This is a genomic window from Streptosporangium sp. NPDC002607, from assembly GCF_053592655.1.
This window is the reverse complement of the sequence record NZ_JBSFWD010000008.1, coordinates 21,067-33,940: the sequence shown is the minus strand read 5'-3', so window position 1 is coordinate 33,940 and position 12,874 is coordinate 21,067. Positions and strand designations below refer to the sequence as shown.

At 69.1% G+C, this 12,874-nt stretch carries 11 protein-coding genes; 3 read left to right on the top strand and 8 right to left on the bottom strand.

Features of this window, described 5'->3' with window-relative positions:
- The first annotated feature begins 22 nt into the window (after positions 1-22).
- Both ACWD3H_RS11645 and ACWD3H_RS11640 read left to right on the top strand, forming a co-directional pair.
- On the top strand, positions 23-481 hold the full coding sequence (locus tag ACWD3H_RS11645) for a MarR family winged helix-turn-helix transcriptional regulator (protein ID WP_451954887.1): 459 nt from the start codon (positions 23-25) through the stop codon (positions 479-481).
- Positions 482-603: 122 nt separating this feature from the next.
- Entirely contained in the window at positions 604-978 is a 375-nt protein-coding gene (locus ACWD3H_RS11640) for a S26 family signal peptidase (RefSeq protein ID WP_451954886.1), read from the top strand.
- A 51-nt stretch (positions 979-1,029) separates the two neighbouring features.
- On the opposite strand, the gene ACWD3H_RS11635 is transcribed toward ACWD3H_RS11640, so the two are convergent.
- The 6 genes from ACWD3H_RS11635 to ACWD3H_RS11610 form a co-directional block, all read right to left on the bottom strand.
- Entirely contained in the window at positions 1,030-2,082 is a 1,053-nt protein-coding gene (locus tag ACWD3H_RS11635) for an amidohydrolase family protein (RefSeq protein WP_451954885.1), read from the bottom strand.
- Between the two features lie 19 nt (positions 2,083-2,101).
- On the bottom strand, positions 2,102-3,946 hold the full coding sequence (locus tag ACWD3H_RS11630) for a TIM-barrel domain-containing protein (RefSeq protein WP_451954884.1): 1,845 nt from the start codon (positions 3,944-3,946) through the stop codon (positions 2,102-2,104).
- A 138-nt stretch (positions 3,947-4,084) separates the two neighbouring features.
- Positions 4,085-4,882 (bottom strand): class I SAM-dependent methyltransferase, encoded by a 798-nt coding sequence (locus ACWD3H_RS11625; protein ID WP_355548972.1) that lies wholly within the window; start codon positions 4,880-4,882, stop codon positions 4,085-4,087.
- A gap of 16 nt (positions 4,883-4,898) precedes the next feature.
- The gene (locus tag ACWD3H_RS11620) at positions 4,899-5,501 is read right to left on the bottom strand and encodes a LamG-like jellyroll fold domain-containing protein (RefSeq protein WP_451955064.1); all 603 of its coding nucleotides are present in this window, start codon (positions 5,499-5,501) and stop codon (positions 4,899-4,901) included.
- A complete protein-coding gene (locus ACWD3H_RS11615) occupies positions 5,498-9,136 on the bottom strand; it encodes a hypothetical protein (RefSeq protein WP_451954883.1) in 3,639 nt (1,212 codons plus the stop codon). The genes ACWD3H_RS11620 and ACWD3H_RS11615 overlap by 4 nt, the downstream gene beginning before the upstream one ends.
- 5 nt (positions 9,137-9,141) lie before the next feature.
- Positions 9,142-9,561 carry a hypothetical protein gene (locus ACWD3H_RS11610; protein WP_451954882.1) on the bottom strand — a complete coding sequence of 140 codons (420 nt, stop codon included), beginning with the start codon at positions 9,559-9,561 and terminating at the stop codon, positions 9,142-9,144.
- A gap of 550 nt (positions 9,562-10,111) precedes the next feature.
- Between ACWD3H_RS11610 and ACWD3H_RS11605 the strand changes: the two genes are divergently transcribed.
- Positions 10,112-11,635, top strand: a complete 1,524-nt coding sequence (locus tag ACWD3H_RS11605) for a hypothetical protein (RefSeq protein WP_451954881.1) — start codon at positions 10,112-10,114, stop codon at positions 11,633-11,635.
- Here the strand turns inward: ACWD3H_RS11605 and ACWD3H_RS11600 are convergent.
- Both ACWD3H_RS11600 and ACWD3H_RS11595 read right to left on the bottom strand, forming a co-directional pair.
- Positions 11,565-12,389 carry a hypothetical protein gene (locus ACWD3H_RS11600; protein WP_451954880.1) on the bottom strand — a complete coding sequence of 275 codons (825 nt, stop codon included), beginning with the start codon at positions 12,387-12,389 and terminating at the stop codon, positions 11,565-11,567. The two genes, ACWD3H_RS11605 and ACWD3H_RS11600, sit on opposite strands and share 71 nt — an antisense overlap.
- Complete coding sequence (locus ACWD3H_RS11595; RefSeq protein ID WP_451954879.1) at positions 12,389-12,766, bottom strand: hypothetical protein; 378 nt, start codon at positions 12,764-12,766, stop codon at positions 12,389-12,391. Before ACWD3H_RS11595 ends, ACWD3H_RS11600 begins: the two co-directional genes overlap by 1 nt.
- Positions 12,767-12,874 lie beyond the last annotated feature (108 nt).

Sequence of the window (12,874 nt, the reverse complement as noted above, 5' to 3'; positions counted from 1 at the left end):
CAATCTATGTCAGAATACTGACATGAGTCAAAACGATGTCGGCGTCGACCTGGAGACGTCACTGGGCTACCTGCTGAAAGAGGCGTCGAGCGCCCTCCGCGCAGCCATGGAGGAGGTGCTGCGGCCGCTCGGGATGAGCGTGACGCACTACTCCTGCCTCGAGCTGCTGGCTCAACGACCGGGCTTGTCGAACTCCGAGCTCGCGCGGGGCGCGTTCGTGACACGGCAGACGATGAACGTGCTGCTCCAGGCCCTGGAACGAGACGGCTACGTGACCAGGCCTGCGGAGGCGCCCGTCGGGAAGGTTCTTCCCACGCGGCTCACGCCTCGCGGCCGACGGAGCCTCGAGAAGGCGACCGTAGCGGTCCGGTCCGTCGAGGTCAGAATGCTGGCCGGCATGACCGAGACCGAGCGGTCAGACGCGTTCCGGATCCTGCAGAGCATGATCCATTCCCTGCGCGATGGCAACGACGGTGCATAGCTCGTTCCCCGGCGCACGTGTCGTTGCGCCCGGATAGGAGTGCAACCGAGCGTGAAAATCCGTGCCGGCGACCTCGAAAACCGACAGACCCCGACCACACCCTCTTCTGCGATGAGCCACTTTTGTATCTCGCGCCGATCGAGGAGTTCGGTGATGATGTTTGCCGTGATCTTCCTGATACTTCCGACTACCGGGAGGGCGAGCGGGTCCTGGTCCGCAGGGCGCCGCTGGCCGGGGTCCGTCCGGGACAGGTCGTCGTGGTCGAGGACCTGGTGCCGTCCGGACGGTGGATCATCAAGCGCGCGGCGGCCGTGCCCGGCGACCCCGTGCCGGGGGAGGTGGCGGCGGCCGCAGGCGCCGCACCCGGCTCCCGGGTCCCGGCGGACTGCCTGGTCCTCCTGGGCGACAACCCCGCTGCCGGCGCCGACTCGCGCAGATTCGGCTACATCCCCGTCGGCCGCCTGCTAGGAGTGGTGTCCCGCAGGCTCGGCGCTTGAGAACACGCCGCCGGAGATCATGTCGTCAACGGATGCGAGGCCGGGAGCGCTTCAGGTGATCAGGCGGCGGGCGTTCGCGGCGTAGACCTTCTCGATGACGCCATGTGGCAGGTCGAGCGCCGATATGTGCCAGCGCCCGTTGGGTGGTGGATCCTTCGGCGAGTAGGGGAAGTACTCGTCAGAGGTTTCGATGAAGCGGAAGTACGTCTCGTAGGTCGCCTGCCGGAGCTGCAGCTGATCGGTGCCGAACAGGACCCGGTCGGGATGGCGCAGGAGGAGCGCGCGCGTCCGGCGCGGCTGACGGCCGAGTTCGGCGATGCGTGCGGCGATGTCGATATGGAAGTTGGGGTAGGTGTCCAGCATCCTGCCCACCCATGAGAGATCCTCCGCGTGACAGCCGGCGTGCAGGCCGATGAAGGTCGTCTCCGGGTGGGCCGCGACCAGGGCCTCCAGCGCTGCCATCAGGCGCGGGAAGCGAGGGTAGCGGTTGGCGGCGAATGACCACTCCGGGTGCCTGAGAAGCTCCTCCAGCCGTTCGTTGCGCTCGTCGACGGGATCGAAGAACGCGACAGGGTCCGCGGTGTGGATCGCGACCGGGATCGCCAGTTCCGCGGCCTTCTCCCAGAGCGGCGACAGGCGTGGGTCGTCGGGGAGCACCAGGTCCCCGTCCCCGTCACGGACGGACAGACCGAGGTCTTTCCATACCTTCAGTCCACGCGCGCCGCGGGCCACCGAACGGGCCAGATCGCGGGCGAGCCGCTCACCCGGCCGAGGAGCGGTCAGCGCGGTCCAGTCCACATGACAGAACGTCATGAACTCGTGGGGATGGCGGCGGTCGTAGCGGTCGAGGTTCGCTTCCAGCTCCTCGCCCCAGCGGCCATCGAAGTTGATCATTGTGGCTATGTTGCAGCCGGTCATCATGTCGATCAACCGTGGGACGTCGGGTACCGCCCACACGCCGCCGGTGAGCCACCGTCCCAGGTGTGCGTGCGCGTCGATCGCGGGATGAGCCGCTCTGGCAGGGCCGATGCCCTCGGCCCGCAGCCGGGAACGGGGACGGTAGTCCCGCAGTGGGAGATTCTCCAGGTCGGTCCGCTCGCGCATGTCGTCCGTTCGCCGATCGCTACAGCCGTGACCACGCCCGGCGGATCCTGGCGTAGTCGTCGGGCGTGAACGCCTCGCCTGTGGTGTCCAGGTGCGTGCCGTACAGCAGGCTCGGCACGCCGAGCTCCGGCTGCAGCTCCATGTACTCCCTGAACGCCGTGAGGGAGGGCATCGGATAGCCGTTGGTGTCGATCAGCCAGCCTGGATCGGCGATGCGGGCCATGGCCGTGCTGTGCCTCGCCTCCGTCGCGACGGAATCGGGGAAGACCGACCAAGGGCTGATGCGCACCATGTCCTGCACGTCGGCGAGGTAGGGGTTGGGTGACTGCCCGCTAAGCAGGGCATCCGGTTTGACCTCTTTAGCGGCTTCGTAGAGGAGGGAGAGATATGCGTGTGCCGCCTCTATCCCGAAGAGCCGGCCCGACCCCTCGGGGAACGCCATGCCGTAGCTGCCCGGTGTCGCGGACAGGTGGTCGATCTTGAGTCCGTCGGCGTTGAGACCTTCACGGCCTAGCAAGGCCCTGACCTGCTTGACGATGCGTTCGCGGACCGCGGGCAGGGTGGCGTCGATGGTCAGCTTCGTTCCCGGGGGCAGGGCGTTGAGCGGGATGTTGCCTTGGGGCGTCTTGGCTCGCCTGCCTGGGCGATTCGGCCTGCCAAGGCTGCCATCCGGAACGTGCGTGATGCACTGCTGGGCGGGAATGCCCTCGGTGTCCCACGGGCTCCACCACAGCAGTACGCGCCTGCCGAGGCGGTGCTGGCGATCGATGAAACCGCGAAGATCGGGCCAGCGGCCGACATCGACGTTCTTGAGGCCGCCGGCCTGAAACCAGCGGGCGTCGATGGTCAAGGTGCCCCAGGGGAGGTCGTGGGCGTCGAGCGTCTCGATCAGGTCGCGGTAAGCGGTCTGGGTGCACAGCATGTACGCGGCGTTGTCCTGCGGCCGCTCGGGAGTGCTGCGGACCCGGAACAGATCGGCCTGATAGCACTGGTGGCCCCAGCCGCACACGATCGGCCGGCTCCACCAGCTCGGCTGGTCCCGGCGAGGCTCCTGCACCAGCCCGGAGGATCGCAGCACGCCGACATAGTTGGCGACGGCCTGCTCCGCCGTGGCGCCCCGCACGATGACCATGCGCGGCGTGGTGAACGTGCCATGCAGGCGGCGGGCGCCCCAGCCGTTGACGGCGAATGCGAAATCGCGCCCGCCGAGGTACTCGAAATCGGAGAAAAGATACTCTCCCGGTTCCACCGCCAGGCCGAAGGCCAGCCATTCGCGGTCCGGCTCCGCCGCGACGGCGAAACAAAGCAGGCCAGGGTTGGCGATAAGGTTCCCGCCGCAATAGTCCGTGTCTCCCGTGACGCTGACCAGCGCGTACTCGAACGGCTCGAACTCTCTGCGCCCGTGGTAGTTCGGCTCCGGAGAGAAAACCCGCCGGAATGCCACTTCCGATCCGGTGGAATACTCCCGCGCTGCGGTGCGGCCCCGGTCGACGAGATGCATGGTGCGGGTCGAGTACGGCTGGTGGTCGCTTTCGGGTATCGAGTCGAAGAAACGGATGGAGTCCAAAGGCCCCTCGCCCTGGATCTCGGCGTGGAACTCGAGATGCTCGGCATAGACGTCGAGGTGGTACCGCTTGTTCCACAGGGTGCTCTTGGCGGTCCAGCTCAACCTTTCATGGCTGCCCTTGTCCGCGATGCCTTGCCAGTTGACCGACACATTACGGTCATACGCTTCAAGCGTGTCGACATTGATCTCGAGTCGCAGGCATTGAGTAAAGGTCGCCAGGTCGATGTACGTGGCGGGCACTTCCGGATCGGTCCTGATCCGCCAATGCGGACGAGAGAGCTCGATCATCTTTTCCATGTTCCCGCCTCGCGCCAATACGGATGAGGGTCGGCGTGGACGGCGCGCCCGAATTCAAGGGCGGCTCGATGGTCAAGGGAAAGTAAACCATACGGGCATGCGCGCCGAAAGACAGCGGACCTGCCGTTCCGTGCCTGTTTACGAGCTTGTTCTGGCCAGATACAGAACAGTCACGTAGTTCTCCACGACATCGCCCCCGAATCCCTCGTCCACCAGCGTCTCGATGTCCTTCAGTAATGCGACCCTGCGGTTCAGGGGCAGGTCGCTGATCTCGGTGAAGGTGGCGAAGAGGCCGGTGAGCCGTTTGCTGCCGAGCCGCATCGACCAGCGTATGTCCTCTACTCGGATCTCATCGAAGCTCCTGGCGAACTCCTTGACCCAGGCCTCGTGATCGAGCGCTCCCGGCTTGCCGCCTCCGCCCCTGCCGAGGGAGTGACGCTGGAAGAGGCCCTCCAGGGCGTGCCTGAACGGCGTCTCCCTTTCCGGATCGGCGTCCCGGAACACCGTCCACCATGCCGCCATCCAGGCTCCGCCGCGCAGCGTTCGCGCGATCTTCGGTAGTGCGACGTCCAGATCCAGCCAGTGGAGGCTCGTCGCCGCGACCGCCAGGTCGAACTCCTCGTCCGCCGGCGACAACTCCTCGAAGTCCGCTTCGATGACGGTCAGCGGCCGTCCGGTGAAACGCTCCCGCAGACGCTCTGCCAGGTTCGCGCCCAGCTCGACGGCGACGACCTCCGCACCCGCGTCGAGCAGTTCGCCGGTCGCTTGCCCTGTACCGGGTCCGATCTCCAGAACCCGTCGCCTGGGTCCGAGCCCACAGGTTTCGGTCAACCTCCCGAACAGGGCGGGAGGATAGCCGGGCCTGACCGCGTGATAGGTGTCGGCGTCGGCGTCGAAACTCCACCTGCGCCGTAAGCGGTCATCGTGGTCGGCCACGTCGCTCCAGCTCTCCTCACCGGGGTAGACGGGGCGGTGGCGAGCGCCAGAGCTTGACCTCGGCGATCTGGCCCTTGAGGACCCGCTGGTCGGCATCCGGCCAGGCGCCGATGCTCAGCCCGAAGGGCCACTCGATGCCGTTGGCCGGCCCAAGCCGCCGGTAACCGTCGGCCACGAGGTCACCGTTCAGGAACAGGGCCATCACCCCGTCATCGGTGTACATGAACGTGATCGTGGCCCAGGTCCCGAGCGAGACGAGAGCCGGCCGGCTGCCGATCCCGTACCAGTTCAGGTACCTGTAGACACCCGCGCCGAGCGCGCCGTTCGCCTCCACGTACACCGCGAACGACAGGTACCCCTCGATGAGGGTGCGACGGTGCCCCAGCTCGTCCAGCCGGACGACCAGCTCGGTGCGGACCCCACCGGGACGGGCGAGCGTTCTCGACGGTGGCACGAAGATCCGGTCTCGGACGCCATCGAAGACCGCGGCCTGCGGGCCGTTCCCGTCGCCGTGCTGCCAGGCGCTGTAACCGTCGTTGCCATGACCGGAAAAATCGCGCGCGTCCGGCTCCGCGTAGCGATGATGGAGCACGAGCTCGAACACGTTGTCATCGTTCATGGCCACCAGTCCATGATGTCTCCCAGAGCCTCCGCGGTGGCGTGAAGTCCTGCCGCCCCGTCCAGACGCGCGATGACCTGGAGCAGACCGGGGAGGCTTTCCAGGATTTCGTGGCGGGGCCTGGTCGTGAAGTCGCCGACCGTGGCCTCGAATTCGGCTTCGAGCTCTTCCTTGGAGCGTTGTCCCGGTGCGAGCAGGATCTCCAGACGTGCCCGCACCCGGGCTTGCGTGTCCGTCAAGGCATCGATGCGGCCGGTCACCTCCTCAGTGCGAGAGCCGGCGGAGGGAAGCAAGGTCATGAGGCCTCTGGCTCTCAGGCGCTCGATGGGCATCTCGTCGCAGGCCTGAAGTGCTGCCGCCACATCCCCAGCCGCTACCAGCGCTTCCACGGCCGCGAGCAATGCCACCGACCGTTCGCTGTCCTCCTCCAGCTCCAGCGCCACGGTCATCGCCGCGGTGGCCAGGGCAGCCTTGTGGCGGGTGGGCGCCGCCTGTGCGGCCCGGGCGAGCACCGGCACCTGCGAGACGTCGTGGAGGCCCTCCACGATCGTGAACATCTCGCGGACGACCGCGTCGCCGGCGGCGGTGTCCATCCTGTTCGCCGCCAGCGCGAGAAGCTCCACGGTCCAGGCCGGGTACGGCAAGCCCCTGGCCAGCCGCGATGCCTCCACAGGGTCTCCGTGTCGCGCCTCCGCTCGGGCGATCTCCAAGGCCAGCGCGGGCCGCCAGTGCCTCTCGAGCGTCGCCAGCACATCGGTTGCCCGCTCACGCTCGCCCAGCGAGCAATGACGTATTCCGCACGAGACCAGCACGGCCGAACGCGCCTCAGGATCTTCGAGCCCGTTCGCCACCTCCCTCAGCAGGTCAAGTGCCACCGACGGCAGATACGCGGAGGTCCGGCTGAGCAGCCCCGCACGGCCGATCGTGTGCGGCGACTTGGCCAGGTCCGACAGGAGCCGGATCGCGATCTGCTCCCCGCCCGCGGCCCCGACGTGCTCGGCGACGGCGAGCATCGCCTCGCCACGGGGCCGGGGATCGACGATCAGCGTCAGCAGGCCTTCGATATGCTCCCCGCCGAGGCGAGCGACGACAGGGGCCGCCGTCACGAGCAGTTCCTCCCGATGCTCGTCCCCCTCGACCCGCGCGACCGCGTCCAGGATCGCCTGGAACGAGCCATCCGGCGCCGTGGCGATCACAAAGGCCGCTCGATACGTGGTGTCGGAGATCGCGTCGGCCGCCGTCAGTAGTGACGCCCCAGCAGTCCCTGCTCCCGGCTCTGCTCCCGTCCTCGCCACGTCGAGGGCACTGCCGAAGGCCGCCCACGCGGCGATGGCATCGCGGCGGTCGCCGATGTTCTCGCCCATCTCCACGGCCGCCGTCGCGAGACGGTCCTTCTCCGTGCCCGCCGCGCCGGCCACGGCGAGGGCGAGCAAGTGCGCCCGCCAGTACCGTTCGGCAGGGCCGGCCGACCCTGGCGGCACGTCGTCGATCGCGTCGAAGCCAGCCTGCCCCAGGAGTTCCGCGGCGAAGTGACGGCGGCGGAGATACTCCTCGACGAAGCTCGCGCCCGCCTGCCAGTTCTCGTGCCGTGCCGACGCCTGGTTCAGGCTCGACCGGTGGCGAGCGGGCAGGGACTGCAGGCCCTCTTCGGAGTCCAGCATCCTGTAGGCGACGAGTTGATAGAAGTCATCGGTCAGCGATTGGATGATCGCCAGCAGATCGCCGCGCAGGTCACCGGAGATCAGGGGATACAGCCGGCGCAACTCGCCGAGACGCCAGTACCCGTCGGGCACGGCCCGCACCGCTGCGAGCGCCTCGCGTTCCGCCTCGTCGCGCAGTTGGCCGGGTACGACCTCGATGAGCCGGGTGAGCGTCTCCGCCCGCTCCTCGGCGGTGGGAATCTGGCGGGCCCAGGCGAGGCCTTCCGCGGCGGTGAGATTGCCGTTCTGCACCAGGACCGGCCACAGGATCGCCGGCGTGGTCGCGGCCATGCTGTTGAGCGATGCGAGGATGAGCGCGCCGCGTACCTGCTCGGCACTGCCCGGCGGACGGCTGCCGCCCGCCCCGGAAAGTCGCCCGGCGCCCGCGCGGGCCGCGTTCCGGGCGATGCCGATGTCGCGGCGATACCCCTCGAGCTGGCCCGTCCTGCGGTGGACGGCGAACCAGGTGTTGACGCGCCGCGCCCCTTCCAGCCACGACAGCTTCAGTACGGCACGCATGTCGTCGGAGCGGCCGGCCAGGTTGAGGTGTTCTACCAGGTGCCGTAGCCCGTACCCCTCGTCCAGCTGCGCTGAGGCACCCTCGCGCAGCACCGGCATTCCAGCGGAGATGCCGCCCCACTCGTTCAGATAGCGGTCGGCGAGCCGCGAGTGCGCGGATCTGGTCGAGCGCGCCAGCCGATTGGCCGACAGCCGCTCGGCCGCCGTCAGCTGGCCTGGGTCGACGTTGCCGTGGAGGAACTCCCGCAGGCTGTCATGGAAGGTCCGGTAGCGGTTCTCCTCCTCGCCTTCCTCCACCTGGACGAAGGGCCGCCAGTCGTCTTCCAGGAGACCTTCGACCTCATCGGCCGACGTGCCGGTGAGGTCGGCCAGCAACCGCGCGGGGAGCGGCTCGGCGATCGCGGCGAGCATGGCCAGGACGGGCAGGTCGAACCGGGACCAGCGCTCCTGGTGCCGCCCCTGCCACTCGTGCCAGAACTGGGCGTAGTAGTGCCAAAGGCCGGTGGGCAGGAGCGCGACATCCGCGGGTGAACGCTGCCCTCGGGCTATCTCCGCGAGGACATAGTGAAGGTAGATCCACACGCCGCCGGACTTGGCGAGCAGGGTGTCGATGAAGACCTCCACCGAGACCCCGGCGGCCTGCAACCGCGGAGCCAGCTCGGCGGACCTCGCCATTCGCTCGAGGTAGTCCTGGACGTCGCGCATGTTCCCCTCGCCCTCCGCTTCTATCGTGATCACGACGCGAGGGACGTCGAGGCGCAGTGGCACCAGAACGGGACGCTGCGACGCCACGACGTACACGCCTGCGGGCAGCGACGCGGGCAGGCCGAGCGGGTTCTGGCCGACCACGGGCGTGGTCTCGTTGAGGCCGTCCACGACGAGGACGATCGGTTCACCGGGACGAAGCTCGTCGCGACGCGCGGCGACCTCGAAGAGCAGGTCTCGCATGAAGTCCGGGCGACCCGCCGATGGCGGCAACACCCCGCCCACCGCCAGGGTCTCCAGGTCCCACGCCGTGATGAGCTGGGAGCTCAGATTGCGTACGGCGACCGCGACGTCCTGCGGGTCCGGCATCAGCCTGACGAAGTGGTGAGCATAGCCGCGCGTCCGGGCCAGCCAGGCCAGAAACGTGCTCTTGCCCATTCCCGCGTCGGCCTCCACGATCAGGTATCCCCGGTCGTGGCCGCCGATATGGCGATCGATCGCCGCGACCAGCCATTCACGTCCGGTGAAAGTGTCGAGCTCCTGGTAGAGCGCGCCGGGGCTGAGATAGGCGTCGATGAGGCGTTCGTACCGCCCGATGAAGAAGGTGTTGCCGTCTCCGGTGACGAGGAGGCTGTTGATCGCGTCGCCCCCGATGGCGATGCTGCGATCGCCCTCGGCGACGACTCCGATGGAGTCCTCCCCTGCGACCACGAGAGTCACTCGTTCTTTTCGGCAGGACTCGGGCCGTCACCGGTGAAGATCGTGCCGTGCACATTGCCGCCGACCGCGGCCGATCGGTGTCCGGAAGCGATGACTGTGGTCACCGTCGTCCCGGCGGCGACGCCTTGCTGCCACAGCCGCGCGATGTCGTCCCTGAGCGCCGGGTCGCCGGCCAGCAGCTTCTCCAACTGCCAAGCGAGTGCGCTGCGCGCGCCCTCGCTGTCCGGATGCTCGGCGACGTCCTCCGCCGCTTCCTGCGCCGCGGGACGCTCGGCGATGTGGCCGCCGAGTCGTTGCCAGAGCTGCACGGCGTGATCCCACGCGGCCTCACCGAACTCGCCGGCCGCCGTACCGGCCTTGCCGAGCAGCGATCCGAGAAACGGAGCCAGAAACGCGGTGATCTGTGCGAGGTCCATATCCATCTCCCGGCGTGCTCCGGTCAACGGGGTGCCTCTGTAAATTAGCCTAGTTCGCAGGCTGACGCGAGAAGTAACGCAAAGTCAGGAACCGCGAGCCTCGATCTCGAACTCCGATATGTTGCGTCTGCCATTCTTGACGGCGGAACTCCTGCTAAAGGACATCCGAAATGTGTCGTGGGCCAGACTATTCGCTGCTCGTGATCTCTATCATCACGCGAGCCCTCGAAATCCTGGCCGATACTTCCCGCACACGCCCAGACATGCCTGGGAGATCACACGGAAGACCTGGGAGAAACCTCGACCAAGGCCGTCGACAACCCCCGCGGCCACGGGAAATAAGGCGGAGGAAGGCGATACGTCGGTGCTACCCTTCCGGGGTCGGCCGCGGGACTTCGGTGCGACTTCCGGGACCCGCCTTTGAAGCGATGATTCGCAGCTCGTGCCCCCATTCCCCGGCCGACTCCGTACCTGACCCCCGGAGGCGGCGATCGAGACTCGCATCGAGACCAGTGCGGATCTGATCGCCGCCGAGGACGTCCTGCTGTTCGTGAACGCGGCGATCACCTCCACCGGCCAGCGTGAGTTCCACTCCGGCGCGGAGGAGCAGAGACTCTCGCTGGACTTCCTGCACGACTACCTGATGGGCAACTACCGCGACCTGTACGCGGCCACCCTCGCCCTGGACGTCAACGACCACAACGCCGTACTGATCGCCAGAAACCTGCTGGTCACGGCGGGAGAGGCGGACCCGGAGCAGCGTCAGGCCGAGGGGCGCCTGATCGCCCGGCGGCTGGCCCTGCTGCCGCCGCCCCGGGTGTACGGGCTCTTCCGCGAGCTGCGCCGCGCCAGGGTCAACAACCGGCGGACCAGGGCGATCATGCGGGACTGGCTGGCCGCCCGCCCCGACCTCGCGTTCGACGCGGTGAAGTACCGCGGCGCCGTCAAGGACGCCGTCCGCCATGCCCGCCTGAGCCCGGTCGGGGAGCTGGGGCCGTTCCTGTTCACCCCGCACCGACCGGCCGCCTACACCACACCGATCCTGGAGACCTGGCGGCGGGCCCACTACGAGCAGGCCGCGCTGTACGAGCTGCCCTACACGGTGGCGGAGGGGTTCGCGGCGAAGCACCGCATCGCCCGCGCCACCTTCCTGGAGCGCATCGCGCCCCGGCTCACCCGGCTGGAGCGGTTGCGCCTGCAGGAGTCGGCGCGCGGCCTGAAGGTCGACGCGGTGCGGGCCGACCTCACCACGATGCCGCTGACCCGGCTGGCGTCGTACGTACTCGCCCTCTCGCCAGGCGATCGCGTGCGCCGTCGCGCCGAGCTGACGACGGCGCTGCGCGCGGCCGCCCGCCGGACCGCGGGCGATCAGGCCGGGCGCTGGGGCGCGGTGGTCGCCGTCCTCGACGACAGCTTCTCCGCGTACGGTTCGGGGCACAAGCGCCGCCGGCCGCTCGCCGTCGCGCTCGCCTGCCATTTCCTGCTGGAGGCGCTGGCCGCCGAGTACACGCCGCTGTGGCTGTCGGGCCGTACGGACGCGCTGCTCGTCCATCCGTACGGGGCGACACCGTTCGGCGAGCGCATCCTGGACGGCCTCGAACACGGCTTCGAACACGGGCCCGGGCGCCTGGTCATCGTCTCCGACGGATGGGACAACTCGCCGCCGGGGCTCGCGGGAGAGGTGCTGCGGATCTGGCGTACCCAGCTCGACCTGGACCACGGCTGCGCCGTCGTGCACCTCAACCCGGTGTACGACGCCGCCGACTTCGACGTGCGGCGGCTGGCGCCCACCGTCCCGACCGCCGGGATTCGTGACGCCGAGAACCTGGTCGCCCTGGTGGAGCTGGCCCGGTTCGCGGACTTCGGACCCACTTCCACCAGGTCCGCCGGTGAACCAGCCGTGGGCCGGGTCGAGCGCGGTCTTCGGGACGGCGGCCCGCGCCCCGGCCCCTGGCCGTGTTCGGACGACCTCCGGCGGCAGGGGCTCGACCGTTCGAGGGAGGTCACGAGGGGTGGTGTCCGCTCCCGCCCTTGCGGAGGATGTCGTCGATCCTTCTGCCCTCCACCTCGGTGACCCCTTCCGCGCCGAGGGGGACGCCCAGCGCTTCGGCGAGGGCCCGGTGGTGGACGTCGATGACCGCTTCGATGAGCGTCGCGAACTCCTCCAGAGCGCCGCGCGCGCGGCGCCACGCCACGAGGAGGACGCAGGCTCCGGCGATGAGGGCGGGCCACCAGAAGATCCCGGCGAGCAGGTACAGGCATCCCCACCCGGCGAGGGTGACGGCTTCGGAGAAGCCGATTCGCGCGTCCACGACGGATCGGCGCACCTCGTCGCCGACGAGCAGCCAGAGGCGGGGCCAGGCCGCCGCCGCGTCGAACCAGTACTGCGCCCGGATCCGTGCCTCGACGAGCCGCACCCGGTCGCTCATCCAGGTCGGCCGCTGCGGCAGGTACGCCTCCACCACGGTGACGCCGTCCCGCTTGGCCGCCCGCAGTGCCCGCCTGCGGCGGCTCCCTCCGCTCGACGCCCCGGCGCGCAGCCACACCCGTTCGACCACCCGGCCCAGCTCGCCCGCCGTGGTGCCCGCGACGCCTGCGGCGAGCAGCGCCAGCCCGGCCTCCACCACCGCTCGGACCGGACGGTCGCGCCAGCCGCGGACGAGCCCGTCCGCCCACACCGTCAGCCGGCCGACGTCGAGGGCCTGGTCATGGCCCAGGTGGAAGCCGGCCGCCGCCACGGTGACCAGCAACAGTCCGGGCAGCAGCACCGCGGTGAACCAGCGGCCGCTGACGTGCTTGCCGACCTCGGCGAGGATGTCCGTCACCATCACGCGGTCGGCCGCATGGCCGCGCCGGAGGTGTGGCACACCGGCGTGTGCCCCTGCGCGTCGCGCCCGGCCGTACGGTCGCACCTGTCGATCGGGCATCCGTAGCTGCCCGCGCTCACCACCGGGGGCCGCGCGCCACCCGGAAACCCGACGATGCTCAGGCTGCTCCGGCCCGACCAGTTCCGCGGGGTCTCGGCGTCCTCGTCCTGGAGCCACTTGCGCACGGCACGTCGCGCGGAACCACCGTCGCGGACCCTGGCGGCGTCACGGTCGAGACGCTCGGTGACGCCGATCGCCCGCGCCTGGTCACGCAGCCCCGGCAACCGTGCGCACCACAGCGCCAGCGCCTCGGCCTCGGTCAGTTCGTCAGCCGCCATCGGCCCTCCGCCCTCATGGCTCGCGCGCACCGGCTTGCTCATCGGCGAGACTACCCCGCCCAAGCCCTTTCCCATCAGTCCTCTGTCCGCGCTGTGGGCCCCGTCGTT

Excerpts from the sequence above, each read along its gene's own strand:
- ACWD3H_RS11645 (WP_451954887.1), top strand. The coding sequence starts at position 23 with ATGAGTCAAAACGATGTCGGCGTCGACCTGGAGACGTCACTGGGCTAC.
- ACWD3H_RS11635 (WP_451954885.1), bottom strand. The coding sequence starts at position 2,082 with ATGCGCGAGCGGACCGACCTGGAGAATCTCCCACTGCGGGACTACCGT.
- ACWD3H_RS11630 (WP_451954884.1), bottom strand. The coding sequence starts at position 3,946 with ATGGAAAAGATGATCGAGCTCTCTCGTCCGCATTGGCGGATCAGGACC.
- ACWD3H_RS11620 (WP_451955064.1), bottom strand. The coding sequence starts at position 5,501 with ATGAACGATGACAACGTGTTCGAGCTCGTGCTCCATCATCGCTACGCG.
- ACWD3H_RS11610 (WP_451954882.1), bottom strand. The coding sequence starts at position 9,561 with ATGGACCTCGCACAGATCACCGCGTTTCTGGCTCCGTTTCTCGGATCG.
- ACWD3H_RS11600 (WP_451954880.1), bottom strand. The coding sequence starts at position 12,389 with ATGGTGACGGACATCCTCGCCGAGGTCGGCAAGCACGTCAGCGGCCGC.
- ACWD3H_RS11595 (WP_451954879.1), bottom strand. The coding sequence starts at position 12,766 with ATGGCGGCTGACGAACTGACCGAGGCCGAGGCGCTGGCGCTGTGGTGC.